Here is a 19,284-nt window from a genome sequence, read left to right as displayed (position 1 = left end):
GAGGAAAAGAGCTATGAATAATAAAATTAGTTGCCTATTAATGATCGTTTCTGGTGTTTGCTTATCAGCCTGCACGCCAGAAAATTCAACCAATAATTCTCAAGAGCAGGTGGTAAGTTCTTCTGTTGCTGAAGCGTCGAATACCAGCGTGTCCACCTTCACTAATTTTTCTGGATCTGCTGCATCTAGTTCAAGTGAGGTAGATGATCCGATATGGACTGAAAACAAAGCATTAGATTTTTTAAAAAATACCATGATTAATCCTGAGAATGCAGTTTATAAAATTGATGACTGGTCGGTCTATGATGGTCGGGGCGAATGGTCTGTTGTTAATAATGAAGAAAAGAGTATCGCTGTTCATTGGCAATATATTAACGGCGGCGGAGTGACGTATCAATTGAATCAGCTATCGGATACAGTCGAATTAGTGGTTTTTGGCGGAGCTTTTTACCCCGATAGACCGGATGACAAATATGTGGTTACTCAAGATGATTACCGTATTGTCGATTACACAAATCTGCTTTTAGAAACCGCTGAATCAACGACTTCAACAGAAGAAGTTTCAGCAGAACCAATTGCTGCGGCCATGAACCGTTATTACCAGCAAGTAAATAGTGATAGCAGAATTTATATTCGTCAAAATGGCAGCTCCTATGAAAAGGAAGTTGGAGAATACGGCTGGCAGCCGTTAGTGTTTGATTTTGAGTGTCAGTTTGTCGGCTACAAAGAATCCCCGTGGGGCGGCTCAACATCAGTCGGCTGGTGGAAGGAAGAAAACGGGGAAATTGAATTCAGTGTGGATCGAATTGATTAATAATGCTATGAAAATTTTGGAGGAATCGTTTTGCTAATTAAGGAGGAAAAACTGTAAAAGTGGGTGAAATCTTATAGTATTAGGATTAATCCCTCGAATCCAGAAATAACTTTTTGAATTTTAAACAAGTGATTGGAAAATGATTCTTACTCCGAAAGAGAAATATCCTGATTCATTAGAAGAACTGCTTGAAAACCATGATGCCCACCACTAGAAAGGGACGTGTGAGAAGGTACGTAAGTAAGACAATTATTATAATAGAAAGAAACCTCAGTCAGCAAGAGTTCTACTGACTGAGGTTATTTAGTTATTAATCTGCAGTTCAGCAATCGAGTAGAGGGCAGCCTCGCCGCTAATCCGTGTTCGCTCACCGTGATAATTACAATAAAGGACACCGCTGCGATCGGAAGCCTGGTAGGCGAGGATGTGCTGCTGGTTTAATTTTTTGCTCCATAAAGGAACTAAGTGACAGTGCCCACTTCCGCAAACTGGGTCTTCGAGAATCCCGATTTTTGGTGCGAAGCTGCGGGATACACAATCGTAATCCGTGCTTTTTGCAGTGATGTGCACCAACATCCCATCCAAGGAGGCCAGTTTTCCTCCGTCTGGCAAATATTCGGTAACGAATTTCTCATCAGGTAGCACACAAACCAAATCTCTTCCCATATACGCTTCTAATGGACGAACGCCCAAGATATCGGCCATTTCGTCTGTCACCGCAACTTCCTTCAGCTCATACGAAGGCAAGTCCAATTGATAACGATCCCCGTTTTTTGCGACGATCAATTTTCCGCTTAATGTATCAAAGGTGATTGTCTCAGCACCGCACTGATAATAGTTAAATAACACAAAAGCGGTGGCTAAAGTCGCATGACCACACAAATCGATTTCGTCGGTGGGGGTAAACCAACGCAAATGGTACTGACTTTCACCAGTAATAACGGCAAAGGCCGTCTCCGACAAATTGTTTTCTTTGGCGATAGCCTGCAATAAGTCATCTTCCAGCCACGCATCTAAAATACAAACAGCTGCCGGATTGCCTTTGAAAATTACATTAGTAAAGGCATCAACTACATATTGTTTCATCTATATTTTATCCTTCCGTGAGTATCTTTTCTATGGCCTCACCCAGCCGCTTCATACCGATATCGATTTGTTCCGGCGACATATTGGAATAATTCAAGCGAAAAGTTCCAGGAACAATCTCGTCGCAATAAAAAGGTTCACCAGGTACAAAGGCAACATCATTTTTGATGCAGTAATCTGACAACTTCTGGGTATCGGTAATCCCTGGGACTTCAATCCAAATGAACATACCGCCTTCAGGTCGACTGTAAGTCACCGTTTTTGGAAAGTATTTGACAATGGCGTCCACCATTAAGTCTTTTCGTTCTTTGTACAGAGCCGTGATTTTTGCGACATGGGATTCAATATCGTTGTTTTCAAAGAATTTCGCCACGATATATTGTGACAACACATCTGAATGTAAATCAGCGGATTGCTTCATCACCATATATTTTTCGATCAATTCTTTCGGAGCTACCACCCAGCCAAGACGCAGTCCAGGAGCTAGAATTTTAGAAAAGGTACTGGTGTAAATTACATGACCCGTTTGATCAAAGCTTTTTATAGCGGGTAATGGCGTTCCTTCAAATCGCACAGCACCATAGGGATTATCCTCTAATACGATAAAATCGTATTCAGCTGCCAGCAACGCTAACTTTTTGCGACGTTCAAGCGACATCGTGCGACCTGTAGGGTTTTGGAAGCTAGGAATCGTATACAATAGCTTTGTTTCAGGATGGTCTGTAAGGGCCTTTTCCAGCTGGTCCATCTTCATGCCGTCCTCATCCATTTCTACACTCACTAGGTTTGCCCCATAGGATTTGAACACATCCAAAGCACACAAGTAAGTGGGCTTTTCTACGATCACAGTATCGCCTTCATTTAAGAATAGTTTACCTGTTAGATCGATTACCTGCTGAGAACCCGTAGAAATCATGATATGTTCTGTATCAGCTTGGATACCATCTATAGCCAAGCGATCAGCTACCACCTTGATTAATTCTGGTGTACCTTTGGAACTGCCATATTGTAGTGCTGTCATTCCTTTTTCTTGAAAAACTTGGTTGGCAGCTTCTTGAACTTGCTCGACCGGAAATAATTCAGGCGCTGGCAATCCACCGGCAAAAGAAATAATATCGGGATTAGCAGCTGCTCTTAACAGATCGCCGACTGGATCAGTGTTAGAAACAGGTACTTTAGTTGAGTATTGGTACTTCATAGTTACAGCTCCTATCTAATTTAAAAAACGGTTACAAAACCTAGTATAGTCTATAATTTAAATTTAATGAATAGTTTTTTGAAATTGTGAACCAAAAGAGTTTTCACCCTTTTTTTATACTATAATTATAAAAAAGCGACTCTTGGGGAAGGGTGGTGGCAAAAATGTATCGTAAAGAAAGAATCTATCAATTCATTGAACAATGTGTCGGACATATTGGATATTCCGAAATTTGTAAGGGCTATGAAGGAATTAGCACGAAAGACATTGCTGAAGCGACTGGCTTAGACCGAGCCAATTGCAGCAAAGAATTAAACAGATTGCATAAGGAAAAGCGTTTGGTGAAAATTAATGGTCGCCCGGTGAGGTATTTTCCAGTCGAACGGTTACAGCGGATTTTTGGTCAAAGGATTGAAAAATTTGAACTGATTAGTTTGATGGAGTTAAGCAGACAGTCTTGTAATACTTTTGAAACGATTATTGGTTACAATGGTAGTTTAAAAGTAGCAATTGACAAAGCGCGGGCAGCGATGATTTATCCCCCTCATGGATTGCACACAATTCTTTCTGGAGAAACCGGTGTAGGAAAGACGTTGTTTGCCCATTTGATGCATGACTTTGCAGTGGAGAATGGCTTTCTGGCTACAGACGCACCTTTTGTGACATTTAACTGCTCGGAATATACCGATAATCCACAACTGTTGTTGTCTACGTTGTTTGGCTATAAAAAAGGAGCGTTTACTGGTGCAGATCAGGATCGAGAAGGGTTGGTTGGTAAGGCGGATACGGGGATTTTATTTTTAGATGAAGTGCATCGTTTACCAGCGGAGGGACAGGAGATGTTGTTTCAGTTGATTGACTCAGGTCATTATCGACGATTAGGAGACAGCGAGAAAAACAGTTCTGCTCAGGTGCTGATTATTGGTGCTACGACAGAACCGTTGGAATCAGTAATGTTGGCAACTTTTTTGCGGCGAATTCCGATGGTGATCGACCTGCCGAATATTAATGAGCGAGGGATTGATGAGCGCTTTGATCTGCTGCATTTGTACTTCAACCACGAGTATGAAAAGCTTCAAAAGAAAATCGTTGTGCAGCGGGGGGTTATGAAGTCCTTGCTAGGTTATCGTTGTGCTGGGAATGTCGGACAATTGAAGGCAGATATTAAATTAATTTGTGCTCGCAGTTATTTAGAATCAATCTTATCCAACAGCGAGGAATTATATATCAGTAAAAAATTATTACCCACCTATGTATTGGATGGACTGTTGACTGGAGAACAAAATGACGAGTTAACCTATCTTTACAGTAAATTTCCAAAGGATTTTGTCTTTGATGGTTCTGTAGCACCGGAATATAAAATGATGCAGCAAAATTGGCTGGAAGACATTCACGAAACGGATAGTTTGCAGGGGGTAAAAAAAGAGCTGGAGAAAAGTATCTTAGCAGCCTATCCTACTAGTCGATTTCCACGATCGGAAAATGAAGGAATTTTTAAAATTGTTGAGCCAAGTGTTTATTATGAGGTGATGACTGCCTTGAAATTGGCTGAAAAAAGCTTACAGCGAAAATTTTCCAAACGGACTCATGTAGCGTTTGCCATGCATGTTAATGCCTTGCTAAATCGGACAACAGGACCCTCGCAGCTAACCTTAAATGTTAAGGAGTTAGAAAAAAACTACATGGCTGAGCTAAAGGCAGCGAAGCAAATTATGGAACATATTGAAAATGAATTAAGAGTTAGTTTTTCCCAACAAGAAATTTATTTATTCGCTTTATTTTTGACGATGGACGAGAATCAACATGGACAGCGGGTCGGTCTGTTGGTATTGGCTCATGGGAGCGGGATTGCTAAGAACACGGTAAAGGTAGCAAATACTTTACTAGATACGGACCATGCTCATGCTTTAGATATGCAGTTGGAAAAACGGGTGGATGAATTTTACGAAGAAGTAGAAGCTAAAGCCAAAGAAATCGATCAAGGAAAAGGGATTTTACTCCTGACCGATATGGGATCACTGGTTTCTTTCGGTGAGCAACTAACGGAACGCACCGGTATTCCAACTCGAACAATCGATTTAGTTTCTACACCTTATGTGTTAGAAGCCTTGCACAAGACGTTGATAACCAGTTATGAATTAGATGAAATCTATCAGGAGCTAAAAGAAGCGATAAGTACTCATATTTTAGGATTAGGAAAAAAAGAACCGGCACAAGATCAATATCAGCAAAAGGTAATTATCACTACCTGTATCACCGGACACGGTGCCGCAATTACCTTAGCAAATTTTTTGCGTAATTCGCTACCGTTAATCAGCCAGTACAATATTGAACTGCTACCGACTAATAGTCGTTCGTTTCGAGTAATGGATTTGAAGGAGAAACAGATAGTTGCAGTGGTTGGGATTGAAGATTTACACTTGCCACAAGTACCGTTTATTCCATCAGAGCAAATTCTGTTAGCAGATGGTCTAGCTCAATTGACTCAAGCGATTCAAAGGTCTGATGGAACCCACACAGTGGAATATCAGAGCAGTATGAAAAATGTTATAGGCATTCATCAAATTTTAGAGGAGTCTTTGAACTTTTTGAATCCTAAGAAGACGTTGAAGCTGATTTTACACGCCTTTGAAAAAATCGAGAACCAGCTGGAATTGGAGCCGCGAGATCATTATTTGGTTAGCTTTTGCCTACATACAGCCAGTATGCTAGAGCGAGTAATTCGTAATGAAACTTTTGATTATGTAGATATTCAGAAACATATCAACCTTCATTCGAATAGTTACTGCTTGGTAAGATCCGCATTACAGGAAATTGAAGATCACTACATGTTAGAAATTCCTGACACAGAACTGGGCTACTTAATGGATATTTTTGACACAGAACAACACAGTAGGACAGCCATAGAATAAAAGGCAAAAGTAGGTGAGCAAGAACGTTGCTTCGCCTACTTTTTTACGTGAGTCCTTTTTTTGGCATAAATCTTGCTTATTAGAAGGTTGAAGGGAGGAAAGGCTTAAAGTGACTGGACAGGTTTAACAAAGGAGGAAGCAATGATGGGGAGTATTAATTTGATTCGTGCTGATTTTCGCTTGATTCATGGTCAGGTAATTACCAAGTGGTTAAAGGAAGCCAATGCCAAGAAAATTGTCGTTATTAACGATGAGTTAGCAAAGGATACGTTTTTAGCTAGCATTTATACGATGGCGGCACCGCCAGGCACAAAGGTAGAAATCCATTCAATTAAAGACGCCGTTCCTCAATGGGAGAAGGATCAGTTTGGTAAAGAGCCCTTATTAGTTTTATTTAAGAGCATTGATGATGTGTATGAAGCGAAAAAAGCAGGCTTTCCTATGGAGGAATTGCAAATCGGCGGGTTAGGTGGAGGACCTGGACGAGTAAATGTGTTGAATCAAATTTCTTTGGATCAGCATGACGTTGACCTATTAAAAGAAATCCAAGAACAGGGGACGCATGTTTATCTGCATGTGTTACCAACCGAACCCAAAATCGAATTTGACAAAGTATTAACAAAATTTAACTAAAAAAGGGGTGGGGATATGACTTCAAACGTAACCATGGCCTTCACTGCAGGTTTACTGTATTTCTTTGGCCATTCAAAAGTGTGTTACTGGTTTTATGATGTGTTAGGTCAGCCTTTGTTTATTGGGATGGTTTTTGGTTTAGTTGCGGGGGATTTAAAAACGGGATTGTTGTTGGGGGCATCAATTCAACTGGTGTATTTGGGAATGATTTTTCCAGGTGGAAACATACCTGCGGATGCGACACTAGCAGCGGTAATTGCTATTCCAATTGCTCTGAAAACAGGACTGGATGCTGAGCAAGCGGTTATTTTAGCAGTACCATTTGGGGTATTGGGTGTCTTTATTGACCAGATTCGACGAACAATGAATGCAATGTTCATTCACAGCGCTGATAAATACGCTGAAGCAGGTGATAGTAAAGGTGTGTTTCGGACAGGAATCATTTATCCGCTGATTCAAGGGTTTCTTCTGCGCTTTCCAATTGTGTTCATCACAACTTATTTTGGTTCTGATATCGTTGATCGAATTTTAGAGCTTACGCCGGAGTGGATTATGGATGGTTTAGCAGTTGCCGGCGGAGTATTGCCAGCGCTAGGGTTTGCGATTGTCATTTATACCATCGGTCAAAAAAAATACCTTCCATACTTTATTATTGGTTTCTTTGCGGTAATGTACTTAGGATTAAACACGATGGCAGCGGCAGTGTTCGGTACTTGTATTGCCATTTTGGTTATTATTTCTGGCAAAACGGAAAGCGAGGGATAGCAGATGGAAAATACAACAAAAGAGCTGACTTTATCCAAGAGTACGCTGAATAAGACTTATTTTCGTTGGGTATTTACCACAGAGTTAAGTAATTCCTATGAACGGTTACAAGCCCTGTCCTTTTGTGTCAGCATGCTTCCAACAATTGATGAATTGTATAAAGATAAAAAAGATGAGTACAAAGCAGCGATGCAACGTCATTTGCAATTTTATAACACTGAGGGAACCTTCGGCGGATTAATTCTAGGTGTCATTTGTTCACTGGAGGAAGAACGGGCCAATGGTGTCAATTTGCCTGATGAAATGTTTTCGGGATTGAAAACAGGATTGATGGGACCGTTAGCGGGCATTGGAGATACCGTTATCTGGGGAACACTTCGACCAATTATTTTCTCATTGGCTGTTACTTTAGCTAAAACAGGAAATATTCTTGGGGGAATTACGCCATTCCTATTTGCGATTATCTCGCTTATTTTGGGCTATAGTTTATTTAATTTTGGCTATAAGGTTGGGCGTGAATCAATTCAAGCGCTGTTAAACTCTGGAATGATTAACAAAGTGATCACTGGATCTAGTATTTTAGGATTGATTATGATGGGGGCATTGTCAGCAAGCTATGTTAGTTTGTCAATTCCAATTGAAATAAAGCTGAGTAATGCCGAACCATTAGTAGTTCAAGAGTTGCTGGATCAGATTTTACCAGGAATGCTGCCGTTATTGGTTATTTTTGCGATTTATTGGTACTTCGATAAAAAAGGTCAAAGCTACAATCTAGTAATAGGTACCATTATCGGCTTGTCCTTGTTAGGTTCGTTAATCGGTCTGTTTTAATGTTTGATGTGGAGGGATCTGAAAAGTGAAAAAACATATTTTGATTCTTACCCATGGTGAATTTGGCAACTACTTGCTCCAATCAGCTCAGATGATTATTGGCGAAACAGACCATGCTACCGCCGTTTCCCTCTATCATGATGATTCGCCAGAGGATTTTTTGCAAAAGGTAGAAAACGAGCTATCTCAACTGCCTGATGACATTATTTGTCTGGTTGATTTGTTTGGAGGCAGTCCTTGTAACGTAGCTTTGCGGGTATCAAAGGATCGTAACATGCAGATTATTTCCGGCTTGAATTTGCCTATGTTTATCGAACTGTACAATAATTTAGACGAAGATGCGGAAAAAGTGATTGAGATTGCCAGAGATAGCATATTTGATGTCACAAGGAAATTTTCGACAAGATAAAAAGGAGGCTTACCTGTGGATGTAACCAAAGTAAAGGCTGAACTGGAAAACTATATAGACGAGCAGATGGATCAGTGGTGGGAATTTTCGCTAGGTATTCATGACGATCCAGAAGTAGCTTTTGAGGAGTATCGTGCTTGTGAAAAGCAGGTAAATTTTTTAAGAGCAAACGGGTTTGAAGTAGAGGAAAAGGCTGGGAAGGTGGATACTGCATACCGGGCAACCTATACGAGGAAACCTGGTGAACTGAATATTGCGATTATTTCCGAATATGACGCATTACCGGGGCTAGGGCATGCTTGTGGACATAATTTAATTTGTACCTCGGCATTGGGCACAGCCTTAACCGTAAAAAAATTTATGGATGAACAAGATATTAGTGGGACCTTAACAGTTATGGGTACGCCAGCTGAAGAAAGCGGCGGCGGAAAAATTATCATGTTGGAAAATGATGCTTTTGCAGGAATCGATGCGATATTGTTTATGCACCCTACAAGTGATAAAACTCGTTTAGCTGGAGCATGCTTATCTTCCTATGAAATTGATTTGGAATTTATTGGCAAACCCGCTCATGCAGAATCTCATCCTGAAGACGGTGTGAGCGCCTTAAATGCCGCCAATGTATATTTTGTCGCCACTGGTTTGATTCGTCAGCACTTTAAATCAGATGCTCGACTAACCGGAATTATCACCGCTGGTGGTGAAGGCAAAGCGATGGTACCAGATTATGTGCACGTGGAAGGCTTCGTTAGCTGCTTTAGTTTGAGTGAATTGGAAATGTATGTAGAACGAGTACGAAATTGTGCTAAAGGTGCAGCCTTAGCAACAGGTTGTGAAGTCAATATTCGATTGAGCCCAGGGTACCAAGGGAGAGTGCCAAATGAAGTTCTGTCGCTCGTTTGTCGCAAGGAATTGGAAGAGATGGGGGAACCGTTGCTTCCAGGGATGCCGCATGATTACGGTGGTGAGGATCTAGGAAATGTGTCACGGTTTATTCCGATTTGCAATCCGTATGTCACCATTTTCCCTGATTACAAGATTTCTGGACATACACCGAAATTTAGAGAGTTAGCCGGTTCATCAGCTGGCCGGCGTTGTATTGAAGTGACTAGTAAAGCGTTAAGCCGAACAGCCATTGAGCTATTTTTACATTCTGAAATTGTCGAGCAGGCTAAAAAAGAGTTGGCGGAACGCATGAAAGAAGATTAGAAGTAAAATACGGAGGTGTAAGAAAAGTGCCTCCGTATTTTTATTTATTTTACTTCAATAAATAAAAATCAATTTCCTTGTAAGTTAAGTCCGTACATTAGTAACAAATCACCCACTACAAAGCCGGCATAAACCAAGCCGATCCTCGTCCCAAAAATTCGCCAGATGCTTCCAATACCGACGCTATAAACAACTAGCTCTAGTCCGAATTTGTATAAGCCAGTTAAGCTTGCGAGCGATTTCGGGGCTCCGTATTTTGCCCAAAGGAGAGTAACAGCGACAGCTAAGAAGCCGAAGAATAGTTTTTCTATCCACGGCTTTTGCAAGAAAACGCCGCTAGCAAGTCCTATTACAGTGATTATTTCTAAAAGAAAGCGAATCCCTAAAGTTACTGCTACTAAAAACGTCATCTATCAATTAAACCTCCATCAAACTTTCCACACTATTCCAAGTAAAAAATGCCATCCTTTATATAAAGCGTCGTTTCGGCAGGAGGTGGGCTTTTGAGTAGTCGTTCAACATTTCGCTTATCACTTTTTTCATAAAAGGCTTGCGCTTTTTCGTAGGGCAATCCTCCCAACACCTTTCGCTGGATCAGGCGTTCCGCTAACTCCGCAGCATCTGTATACAAGAAGACCCGATCACTGCAATATTTCTGGAGCTGATCCCACGGGTCTTCATTCAGTAATAAATAATTGCCTTCCAGCAAAATAATTTTCTCAGTCAGCTGCAGCTGCTCGTGCACGACATCGTGAAGCCTGCGACTATAGATTGGCCATTTATTGTCTTCGTAACGGGCCGCCTTGATTTTTTCTAGCAGCAGCGGAACATTGAAGGTTGCCGGATGACCTTTGAAATCTTTCATTGAAACACTTTTTCCATCGAGCTCCAGGTCATGCTGGTTGAGATAGGCTTGTTCATAATGAAATCCATCCAAACCGATTGCTTGAAGCGGCGTATACTCGGGAAAATTTCTCGACAGCCGCTCTAGAAAGACGGCTAGGGTAGTTTTCCCACAGCCAGGAGGAGCTGCCAGGTAAACAAATATCCGCTGATCTTTTTCTTTTTGCAACTTTGTCCACTTCTTTAGTAGAGGGAAGAAAATTGTTTTTATGTTTTCTTCTTCAAAAGCAGCCTCAATAATCAAATCATTGACAGACAGTTGATAATTTTTCATCGTGATCGTCCTTTCTATTACTCCGGCAATACTGAAAAAATAATGTTCAAGCCATAAAGAAAGCTTTCTTCGATGTCCTTATGGAGTTGAAACGATTTTTTTCCAGTTAAGGAAGAAAAGCCGTGAAGATAACTACGCACCAGGCGAATGAAATGGATTTGTTCTCCCTTAGGCAAATCAAAGCTGGCTAATATTTTTTGCAGCAGAGCGATGACTTGGTTAGAAATAACTTCTGCCTCGGTATTCTCCCAATAAATTTGCTTTTGAATCAACTCATATTGCCCCGGATAATCTACCGCAAACTGCCGATACGCACCGGCCATTGCCAAAAGCGCTTCTCTTTTTTCAACGCCCACACTAGCTACCAGCAGCGTTTGGTAAAAGTTTTTTAAACTGAAATAAGCAGCCAATGCCAATAGATCTTCCCGGTTTTTAATGTGGTTGTACAAGGAGGGGGGTTTGATGCTCAGTACCTCGGCTACTTCTTTTAGACTGACTCCATCAATGCCGCGTTCATCCAAAATCAGAATGGCCACTTCGATAATTTCCTCTTTAGTGATTTTTTTCATGTTGCAATTTCCTTTCGGCTGTTTTTATCGCTTGCTCCATCTTTGCAGCAGGATGTTCCAGCATATCGCCGTGTCCAACTGCTAAAAGCTCCGGCTGAAGGGCCGCTAAAACTTTGGCACTAACCAATGCAGTCGCAGCATCCCAGGTGCCCAAAGCAGGAAATGGAAAAAGTGGTCGAATAATTCCCGCCACTGCGATACCGCACCGCAATTGAAAAGCGTCTCCAGCGATCAAGGTACCTTCTGAATCGATAAAAGCTACCGAACCTGGTGTGTGTCCTGGGACCGCTACGATTTTAAATCCTGCTATTTCTTCGTCTGGTTCAAAGATAAAATCAACGGGAATTTCTTCCTTCGGCACGCCGCCTTTGATCTTACTGGATGCCTCATTTTCCAGCAGACTAAAATCGCTAGCTAATAATTTTCTATCTCTAGCAGAAATTCCTACTTTAACGCTAGGAAAAGCTTTTCGAAAAGCCGGAACACCATTTACATGGTCGCCATGGGCATGAGTGAGAAGCAGAGTGCTGACCGTTTTGCCTGTTTGTTTTTCTAGCTTGACCAATTCCTTTACAAAGCCTGTTGTTCCCATATCAAAAACAATGAGACTGTCAGCTTTCTCGTATACAAAACAATTGATAGGAAAAATCGCTGGCAGGAAAGTCAGCTGATAAAGATTTCTTTTCTTGAGTATTTTCATAGGTGGGCTCCTTTAGCTAATTGGGGTAGTTTTTAACTAATCCAATTAGTTTTATTCTACACCTTACAGGGAAGATGTCAAATGGAGGCGATGGATAGTTAAGGGGGAAAAAGAAAACTTCCTACTGAACTTATTCATCGCGAAGTTCAAGTAGGAAGCTTTTAGTATCCATTTAACAATCTGTGTTTTATTCCTCTATGGTAAAAATATCTTCAATCGTCACATTGAAAACCTTTGCGATATTCCAGGCCAAAACCAGTGAAGGATTATAGCGGCCTTTTTCAAGATTACCGATGGTCTCTCGTCGGACACCCACTAAATTAGCTAACTCGCTTTGCTTCATATCGTGTTTGGCTCGGTATTCTTTGATTCTATTCTTTATCATGCCCAAGTATCCAACCTTCCTTGAATGAGTAATAGCCAATCGAAAGACCATGTACGGCAACCGAAACAGCCCAACCAGAAACAATCCCGTATAAAAGTGCAGAATGCCCGCCATGACTGTTCGCAAAGAAATAGATTAAGGTGACGACAGCTGTAACGATCATGCCGCAGTAAAAGCCGAGTGAAGCGGACTTGTCCAAGTATTCCTCCAGCATTTCATCGGTTTTGATAAAGAAATATTCAAAATCAACGACAAATGCGAAGAAAGCTAAAAAGGCTCGTTCCTCCGTAAAAATTCCGATAAAGCCTAACAACGAGAGCAAACCCATCAGTCCATGCAGAATGCTTCTTGATTTCATACGAATTCCTCCTTGGTATGTGGTGTATATCTATCTTTATGATATAAATATACCACATAAAATTCAACAGTACAATGTGTTTCCATTTAATGAAAGAAGACTTCCCAGTCTAAAAGCACAAAAAAATAGCGCAACCCTTTCATCCATGTTTTACTAAAAATAAACCGTTATAGGTAGAGATTGCGTGAACTAGATGGAGAAGATTCGTAAGCATTGGCTGTTGTTTATGCAGGTGGCATTTTTAATTCTCTTGACTGTGGTGCAGCTGGTGTTCAGTGACAGTTTGATTGATTTATTTGATGTTGATATTACGTGTGATGGCTCGGATAGGGTGAGTTATTGCATTTCCTTTATGTCCATGATTGGAACTTTATTTTGGGTTTGCAACGCATCGCCAAGGCGATTTGCTGAATGAAACGTAGAAGAATATGGAACGTCACACTCATCTGTACAGTATCTTGGGGAATACACCAAAAAGAGAAGTTCGCTTGCGGAGCGGACTTCTCTTTTTTCATAGAGTGAAAATTCTGTTTTACAATGAATACTCGTCGTTAATAAACTCAACCTTTTTGGCTGCCATTGATCCGGCTAACCAGGAGTGGTCGATATTTCCTTCGGCGGCTTTTTTGACTTTCATAGGATCGTTGGCAGTAATTGCTTCGGCTTTGTCGATAATCGCTGCAGCATCTTTTTTAGGAACAATAACCACTCCGTCAAGATCGCCTAAGACAATATCTCCGGGCATGACTGCCACACCGCCGATGGAAATCGGAACATTGACTTCGCCGGGACCTTCTTTATAAGAAGCAACTGGGGTCGAGCCGGTAGCGTAAAGTGGACACTTACCTTGAGACAAGACGTTCAGGTCGCGAACCGGACCATCGATCACAATACCGGCTACTTTTTTGAACTCGGCCATATACCGATACAGCATTTCACCGGTCATTGCCCGCGAACGGTCGCCTTCATTAGAAACGATAATTACATCGCCTTCTTGAGCCATCTGCATCGCCTGATGAATCATCAAATTGTCGCCAGCGCGGGCCTTCACAGTCAGCGCAACGCCGCACATGTAATTTTCTGGTGAGGACTGCAGTTTGATTTCCGGTGATAGAGCGGATGTACGAGACATGCAGTCAGCCACATCGGCAGTCGGCAACTTGCTAAAGCGTTTCACTAATGCAGGATCGGGCAGACTTCGTTTCAAATATACGCGGTTTCCAATGGTCATATTGATTCCTCCTAATAGTTCAGTACTAGGCAGCTTTGCTGGATTGCTTTTCCGATGGAGCTGCATTGTTTCTATTTTACCGTACCTAGTTAGGGAATAGAACAGTTTCAACAGGTTTTGTGAGAGGGAGGTGTACTTTTGATGTTTTTAGTTCAATATAAATGGTATATTTCAAAATAAAACGTTTGGAATGCAGGGGATTCTTTTCTTAACACCACTATCATTTCATCTAGGCGGCCATTGTATTCATTTGGGAAAAAAACTACAATGGAAGAAAAGGAGGGGATTAGTGATGGAACGGATTCGCTCGATTGATATTTTTAACGACAAAAAACTAGTTAGGCGGTTGAATATTGCTTCGATCCCGATCATTATAGTTTTGTATGTAGTTTTTGTAGGCGTAACAGTGATTTGGCCGGTAGGTAATGGTGACTATTCTTACCGATTGAGAAATTTTATTTTTATGTTGGTTCTATTAGTGGTCTTGACTGTGATTCACGAATTGATTCATGGGCTATTTTTCAAATTGTTTGCCCCAACAGGCAAGGTGAAATTCGGCTTCAAAAATGGGATGGCCTATGCTGCCTCGCCGGGATCAAAATATACGAGAGGGCAATTTGCCTGCATCTCAGCGGCTCCTTTTGTACTAATTACTCTTGGTTTGACAGGGGCTTACCTGCTGGGAATTTTACCTTCCAATATATATATTTTGTTTGCGGCAGTTCATGGTGGTGCCTGTGTGGGTGATTTTTACTGGTGCTGGTTGATTGCTAAGACTCCAGCAAAATCGCTGGTGGAGGATACGGAGGTAGGGATTGATTTTTATTTGTAAGCAAGTGACGGGCTGGAGAATCCAGCCTTTTTTGCTATATATAGAAAACTCATGGAAGAAAATGAATGATTTGCGAAACTAAGCAAATTTGCCAGGAGTTTTTCATAGGTATTATAAATACAAGAACTCAAAATTTTTTACCAGTTTACCAAGTGACAATTAGAATGTGGTTCAATTACATAATAAGTTAACTAGTAGAAGACTATTGAAAACGAATGAACAGAAAACCGCATAATCGGTGTAACTGAAGCAGCTATTTTCAGATTATTTGGCTTATTTCTCGGAGCTGAACACTTCTGTCATAACCTTTTTTTGAAATATAATTAGTCGTGAATCTTCAGGCCATTTAGCATCTTCACAGTTTCGACACTGTGGTGATCAATAATGTCGCTTTTACCAGTATCCAAGGCAGTGATTTTTTCCATGTCAGACTGATCTAAGCTGAAGTTGTAAAGAGCCAGATTTTCTTGCATGCGTTCTTTTCGAACGGATTTAGGAATGATAATTACGCCTCGCTCTATATGCCATCTTAAGACAACCTGTGCCACTGATTTTTGGTACTTAGCCGCAATTTCTTTTAGCACAACATTATTGAAGATATCATTTTGTGCTTCTGCTAATGGACCCCATGCTTCTGTACGTACACCGTATTCGTCCATCACAGCTTTGGCAGTCTGCTGCGGATGGAAAGGGTGCACTTCAATTTGGTTGACGGCTGGAGTAATTTCATTATTTAAAATCAAATCAACTAGACGATCGACTTCAAAGTTAGACACACCGATAGCTTTCAATTTTCCTTCCTTATACAAGTCTTCCATTGCCCGCCATGAGCCGTAATAATCGCCAAATGGCTGATGAATTAAATACAAATCTAAATAATCTAGTCCTAATTTTTCTAAAGAAGTTTCGACCGCTTTTTTAGCGTTGTCGTAGCCTTGATCTTGGACCCACAACTTGGTAGTGATAAATAACTCTTCTCTAGGAATGCCACTTTTTTTGATGGCTGAACCGACTGCCTCTTCATTTGCGTAAGCTGCGGCTGTATCGATGCTACGATACCCCACTGCTAAAGCATCTAATACGCAGCGTTCTGTTTCTTCTGGTGTAACTTGAAATACTCCATAACCTTCAATTGGCATTTCTAGTCCATTGTTTAATTTAATCATTTCCATAGAAAAATCCTCCTATTGTCTCTTCTATTTTTTATTGCTACAATGACTGTATCACCTTAGAGCGACTCTAAGTCAACAGGAAAAAGGAGAAAAGTTTATGTATACAGTAAAGCAAGTATCTGAAATGTTAGAGATGAATCCCCATACGGTTCGCTTTTATACTGATAATGAACTAATTCCCAATTTAAAACGTGGAAAAAACAATATTCGGCTGTTTGATGAAGAAGCAGTCAATTGGTTAACCGGAGTCAAAGTATTGCGAGAATGTGGGATGACTTTAGATGCGATTAAGCGTTATGTGGATTTATGTTTGATCGGTGAAGAGGCCTTACCTGTACGTATTGAAATCGTACGGGAGCAGCAGGCTAGAGTGAACGAAGAAATAGAAAAGCTGCAAAAATGTTCTTTCTATTTAAGCGACAAGTTGGATTTCTACGAACGCTTGCAGCAGGGAAAAGAAGCGGTAGATCGGACAGATCCAAGTCAGTGGAGCCAAGAAACTTCAAAAATTGCGAATGGATAAAAATCTAGCAGCTGTTCTTCGGAGGAGCTGCTTTTCAGTCGTCTATTTCCTGATACTATCAAAAAGTAAAAGCAAGCGTAGGCAGTCTGATAGCTAAACCGTTTGCTTAAACGAGAGACAACACACATGATTTATTAGCAGCAATAGTTTACTGAACGCTATTTTTCTATCGCCAAAAGCTTAGTGTTTTGAATATATTTCAGTCTCCTAGTCCTCATACAACACCGAGGATGCATGAGGTTGCTAAGATCGAATGAAAAAAACAGGTGAGGCCCAAATTGGCACCTGCACCTGTTCACGATAAATCATTAACCTTCCCGTACTTGACCATTTCCTTGAATAACGAACTTGGTAGAGGTCAATTCCTCTAATCCCATCGGTCCTCTAGCGTGGAGTTTTTGGGTAGAGATACCAATCTCGGCACCAAAGCCATACATAAAGCCATCGGTAAAGCGGGTAGAAGCATTAATATAAACTGCCGCTGCGTCCACTTCGTTTAAGAAGCGTTGCCCAGCTGAATAACTGTCAGTAACAATGGCTTCTGAGTGACCAGAATTGTATTTGTTGATGTGGTGAATCGCTTCATCTAATGATGACACGATTTTAACTGCTAAAATTAAATCCAAATATTCAGTGGCCCAGTCTTCGTCTTCTGCAGGTTTAGCCGTTTGCAGGTGCAGCATTGATTTCGGACAGGCATGTAATTCTACCTGATTTGTCACTAAGGCTTGTTCTATCTGAGGTAAAAATTCTTCTGCAATATCTTCATGGATAAGAATCGTCTCGATAGAGTTACAGACAGAAGGGCGTTGAACCTTAGCATTAATGATAATATTTTCCGCCATATCTAATTGGGCAGCCGAATCAACATATACATGGTTGTTGCCAGTGCCAGTCTCGATAACAGGAACTGTTGCATTTTCTGTGATGCGCTTAATTAGAGCGGCACCGCCGCGAGGAATCAAAACATCTAAATACGCATTGGCTTTCATCATTTGATTGGCAACCTCATGGGAAGTGTCATTGACAAATTGAATACAATTGCGAGGTAAGTCGCAGGCTGCCAAAGCTCCTTGCATAATGGTGACTAAAACTTCATTTGATTGAAACGCATCTTTTCCACCACGCAGGATCACTGCATTGCCCGTTTTGAAACACAAGGACGCAGCATCTGTGGTAACATTTGGTCGCGACTCGAAAATAATTCCGATTACACCTAAGGGAACCCGCTGACGACCAATTAAAAGCCCCGCTTCGTTGCGCCACATTTTGCTGATTTCGCCAATTGGATCGGGCAGTTCAATTACCTGTTCAATCCCTTGAGCCATTGCTTCAATTCGTTCGGGTGTCAATCGCAATCGATCCAGCATAACTTCACGTGTGCCGTTTGCGGCTGCTTTTTCCAAATCCTTGCGATTGGCGGTTAATACACGATTGCTATGTTTTCTCAGCTTATCTGCCATTACCTGCAGACAGGCATTTTTTGTTTTCGTGTCTAAGCTGCTTAAGGTTGTAGCTGCCATTTTGGCATTTCTTCCTAATTGTTCCATCGTATTACACATATTCTTTCCCCCTGAAAAGTGTTCCGACTTCTTTTCCATCTAAAATGTCAAAAATGATACGAGGTGGCTTGCCATTTGCTAGCACCATAGCTCCTTGTGCATCTAAAACACGTCTAGCCGCTTTTAATTTACTGATCATCCCGCCAGTGCCAAATTTACTACCAGCAGATTCGCCCGCTTGTGCCATAATATCTTGAGTGATTTCTGAAATGGTAGAATATAAAATAGCGTCTTTGTTCTTGCTAGGATTGTCTGAGTAAAATCCGTCAATGTCCGAAAGCATAATCAATAAATCTGCATTCAGCATTTGGCAGACAATCGCTGATAATTCATCGTTGTCACCAAATTTAGTTAAATGGTCCAATTCATCAACGGCTACTGCGTCGTTTTCATTGATGATGGGGATAATATCCATCATTAATAATTGCTCCAGCGTGTTAATTGCATTCTTACGACTTTCAGGATAATCGACGATGTCCCGCGTCATCAATACCTGCGCCGTTTGCTGATTGTAAGCTAAGAAACGCTGATTGTAAAAATGCATCAATTCCGATTGTCCTACAGCAGCAACCGCTTGCTGCTCTGGAATCGTTGCTGGTCGTTCAGTCATGCGCAGTTTTTCCATGCCTACGCCGATTGCGCCTGATGATACAAGAATAATTTCTTTTCCTTTGTTGTTTAAATCCGTTAGAACAAACGCTAGTTGATCAATTCCAGAAAAATTAATCTTCCCATTTGGATGGATCAAAGAGGTTGTTCCTATTTTGACCACAATTCTGTCAACATCACCTAAAAATTTTCTCACATTTTTCACCTCGAGTTTTGCCGCAAACTCAATTAAAGCTATTTTTGGAATTGTACCAGATTCTCATCGTAAATTCATCTATTTTTCATCGAAAAGTGAAAATACTTCAAAAA

Annotated in this window: 21 protein-coding genes; 9 read left to right on the top strand and 12 right to left on the bottom strand. The window is 41.0% G+C overall.

From position 1 onward, the window contains the following. The first annotated feature begins 13 nt into the window (after positions 1-13). Positions 14-814 (top strand): hypothetical protein, encoded by an 801-nt coding sequence (locus IGI42_RS18105; protein WP_438717385.1) that lies wholly within the window; start codon positions 14-16, stop codon positions 812-814. Between the two features lie 303 nt (positions 815-1,117). Here IGI42_RS18105 and IGI42_RS18100 read toward each other — a convergent pair whose 3' ends face one another. After that, the gene (locus tag IGI42_RS18100) at positions 1,118-1,900 is read right to left on the bottom strand and encodes a PhzF family phenazine biosynthesis protein (protein WP_438717384.1); all 783 of its coding nucleotides are present in this window, start codon (positions 1,898-1,900) and stop codon (positions 1,118-1,120) included. A 7-nt stretch (positions 1,901-1,907) separates the two neighbouring features. Further along, on the bottom strand, positions 1,908-3,098 hold the full coding sequence (locus tag IGI42_RS18095) for a PLP-dependent aminotransferase family protein (RefSeq protein ID WP_438717383.1): 1,191 nt from the start codon (positions 3,096-3,098) through the stop codon (positions 1,908-1,910). Between the two features lie 164 nt (positions 3,099-3,262). Between IGI42_RS18095 and IGI42_RS18090 the strand changes: the two genes are divergently transcribed. From IGI42_RS18090 to IGI42_RS18065, 6 genes are all read left to right on the top strand, one after another. Further along, positions 3,263-6,010, top strand: a complete 2,748-nt coding sequence (locus tag IGI42_RS18090; protein ID WP_438717381.1) for a sigma 54-interacting transcriptional regulator — start codon at positions 3,263-3,265, stop codon at positions 6,008-6,010. Between the two features lie 144 nt (positions 6,011-6,154). Beyond that, on the top strand, positions 6,155-6,643 hold the full coding sequence (locus tag IGI42_RS18085) for a PTS system mannose/fructose/N-acetylgalactosamine-transporter subunit IIB (RefSeq protein ID WP_438717380.1): 489 nt from the start codon (positions 6,155-6,157) through the stop codon (positions 6,641-6,643). Positions 6,644-6,658: 15 nt separating this feature from the next. Next, positions 6,659-7,408: a PTS mannose/fructose/sorbose/N-acetylgalactosamine transporter subunit IIC gene (locus tag IGI42_RS18080; protein WP_438717379.1), complete on the top strand. Its 750-nt coding sequence runs from the start codon at positions 6,659-6,661 to the stop codon at positions 7,406-7,408. Positions 7,409-7,411: 3 nt separating this feature from the next. Next, complete coding sequence (locus IGI42_RS18075) at positions 7,412-8,239, top strand: PTS system mannose/fructose/sorbose family transporter subunit IID (RefSeq protein WP_438717378.1); 828 nt, start codon at positions 7,412-7,414, stop codon at positions 8,237-8,239. A 25-nt stretch (positions 8,240-8,264) separates the two neighbouring features. Further along, entirely contained in the window at positions 8,265-8,648 is a 384-nt protein-coding gene (locus tag IGI42_RS18070) for a PTS sugar transporter subunit IIA (protein ID WP_438717377.1), read from the top strand. Between the two features lie 15 nt (positions 8,649-8,663). Further along, a complete protein-coding gene (locus tag IGI42_RS18065; RefSeq protein ID WP_438717376.1) occupies positions 8,664-9,857 on the top strand; it encodes a M20 family metallopeptidase in 1,194 nt (397 codons plus the stop codon). 68 nt (positions 9,858-9,925) lie between these two features. Here the strand turns inward: IGI42_RS18065 and IGI42_RS18060 are convergent, their stop codons facing one another. The 7 genes from IGI42_RS18060 to IGI42_RS18030 form a co-directional block, all read right to left on the bottom strand. Beyond that, complete coding sequence (locus IGI42_RS18060) at positions 9,926-10,267, bottom strand: DUF2568 domain-containing protein (protein ID WP_438717375.1); 342 nt, start codon at positions 10,265-10,267, stop codon at positions 9,926-9,928. A 32-nt stretch (positions 10,268-10,299) separates the two neighbouring features. Further along, the gene (locus tag IGI42_RS18055; RefSeq protein WP_438717374.1) at positions 10,300-11,034 is read right to left on the bottom strand and encodes a nucleoside/nucleotide kinase family protein; all 735 of its coding nucleotides are present in this window, start codon (positions 11,032-11,034) and stop codon (positions 10,300-10,302) included. A 17-nt stretch (positions 11,035-11,051) separates the two neighbouring features. After that, positions 11,052-11,603, bottom strand: coding sequence for a TetR/AcrR family transcriptional regulator (locus tag IGI42_RS18050; protein WP_438717373.1), 552 nt, complete (start codon positions 11,601-11,603; stop codon positions 11,052-11,054). Continuing rightward, positions 11,587-12,303: an MBL fold metallo-hydrolase gene (locus IGI42_RS18045; RefSeq protein ID WP_438717372.1), complete on the bottom strand. Its 717-nt coding sequence runs from the start codon at positions 12,301-12,303 to the stop codon at positions 11,587-11,589. The genes IGI42_RS18050 and IGI42_RS18045 overlap by 17 nt, the downstream gene beginning before the upstream one ends. A gap of 187 nt (positions 12,304-12,490) precedes the next feature. Further along, the gene (locus IGI42_RS18040; protein WP_438717371.1) at positions 12,491-12,688 is read right to left on the bottom strand and encodes a helix-turn-helix transcriptional regulator; all 198 of its coding nucleotides are present in this window, start codon (positions 12,686-12,688) and stop codon (positions 12,491-12,493) included. Then, positions 12,675-13,046, bottom strand: a complete 372-nt coding sequence (locus IGI42_RS18035; RefSeq protein ID WP_438717370.1) for a DUF3796 domain-containing protein — start codon at positions 13,044-13,046, stop codon at positions 12,675-12,677. The genes IGI42_RS18040 and IGI42_RS18035 overlap by 14 nt, the downstream gene beginning before the upstream one ends. A 532-nt stretch (positions 13,047-13,578) precedes the next feature. Next, positions 13,579-14,277: an RraA family protein gene (locus tag IGI42_RS18030; protein WP_438717369.1), complete on the bottom strand. Its 699-nt coding sequence runs from the start codon at positions 14,275-14,277 to the stop codon at positions 13,579-13,581. Between the two features lie 292 nt (positions 14,278-14,569). Here IGI42_RS18030 and IGI42_RS18025 point away from each other — a divergent pair, with 292 nt between their 5' ends. After that, positions 14,570-15,109, top strand: coding sequence for a DUF3267 domain-containing protein (locus tag IGI42_RS18025; RefSeq protein WP_438717368.1), 540 nt, complete (start codon positions 14,570-14,572; stop codon positions 15,107-15,109). A gap of 323 nt (positions 15,110-15,432) precedes the next feature. On the opposite strand, the gene IGI42_RS18020 is transcribed toward IGI42_RS18025, so the two are convergent. Beyond that, entirely contained in the window at positions 15,433-16,281 is an 849-nt protein-coding gene (locus IGI42_RS18020) for an aldo/keto reductase (RefSeq protein WP_438717367.1), read from the bottom strand. Between the two features lie 97 nt (positions 16,282-16,378). Between IGI42_RS18020 and IGI42_RS18015 the strand changes: the two genes are divergently transcribed. Further along, positions 16,379-16,804 carry a MerR family transcriptional regulator gene (locus tag IGI42_RS18015; RefSeq protein WP_438717366.1) on the top strand — a complete coding sequence of 142 codons (426 nt, stop codon included), beginning with the start codon at positions 16,379-16,381 and terminating at the stop codon, positions 16,802-16,804. A gap of 308 nt (positions 16,805-17,112) precedes the next feature. Here IGI42_RS18015 and IGI42_RS18010 read toward each other — a convergent pair whose 3' ends face one another. Together IGI42_RS18010 and proB are read right to left on the bottom strand one after the other, a co-directional pair. After that, complete coding sequence (locus tag IGI42_RS18010) at positions 17,113-18,366, bottom strand: glutamate-5-semialdehyde dehydrogenase (RefSeq protein ID WP_438717365.1); 1,254 nt, start codon at positions 18,364-18,366, stop codon at positions 17,113-17,115. Further along, positions 18,359-19,171, bottom strand: a complete 813-nt coding sequence (gene proB / locus IGI42_RS18005) for a glutamate 5-kinase (protein ID WP_438717364.1) — start codon at positions 19,169-19,171, stop codon at positions 18,359-18,361. Before proB ends, IGI42_RS18010 begins: the two co-directional genes overlap by 8 nt. Between the last annotated feature and the right edge of the window lie 113 nt (positions 19,172-19,284).

Origin of the sequence: Enterococcus sp. AZ109 (genome assembly GCF_051714625.1) — a bacterium.
In the GTDB taxonomy this organism is placed as follows: domain Bacteria; phylum Bacillota; class Bacilli; order Lactobacillales; family Enterococcaceae; genus Enterococcus_A.
The sequence above is the reverse complement of the archived record's forward strand: the minus strand, read 5'-3'. Positions and strand labels throughout refer to the sequence as shown.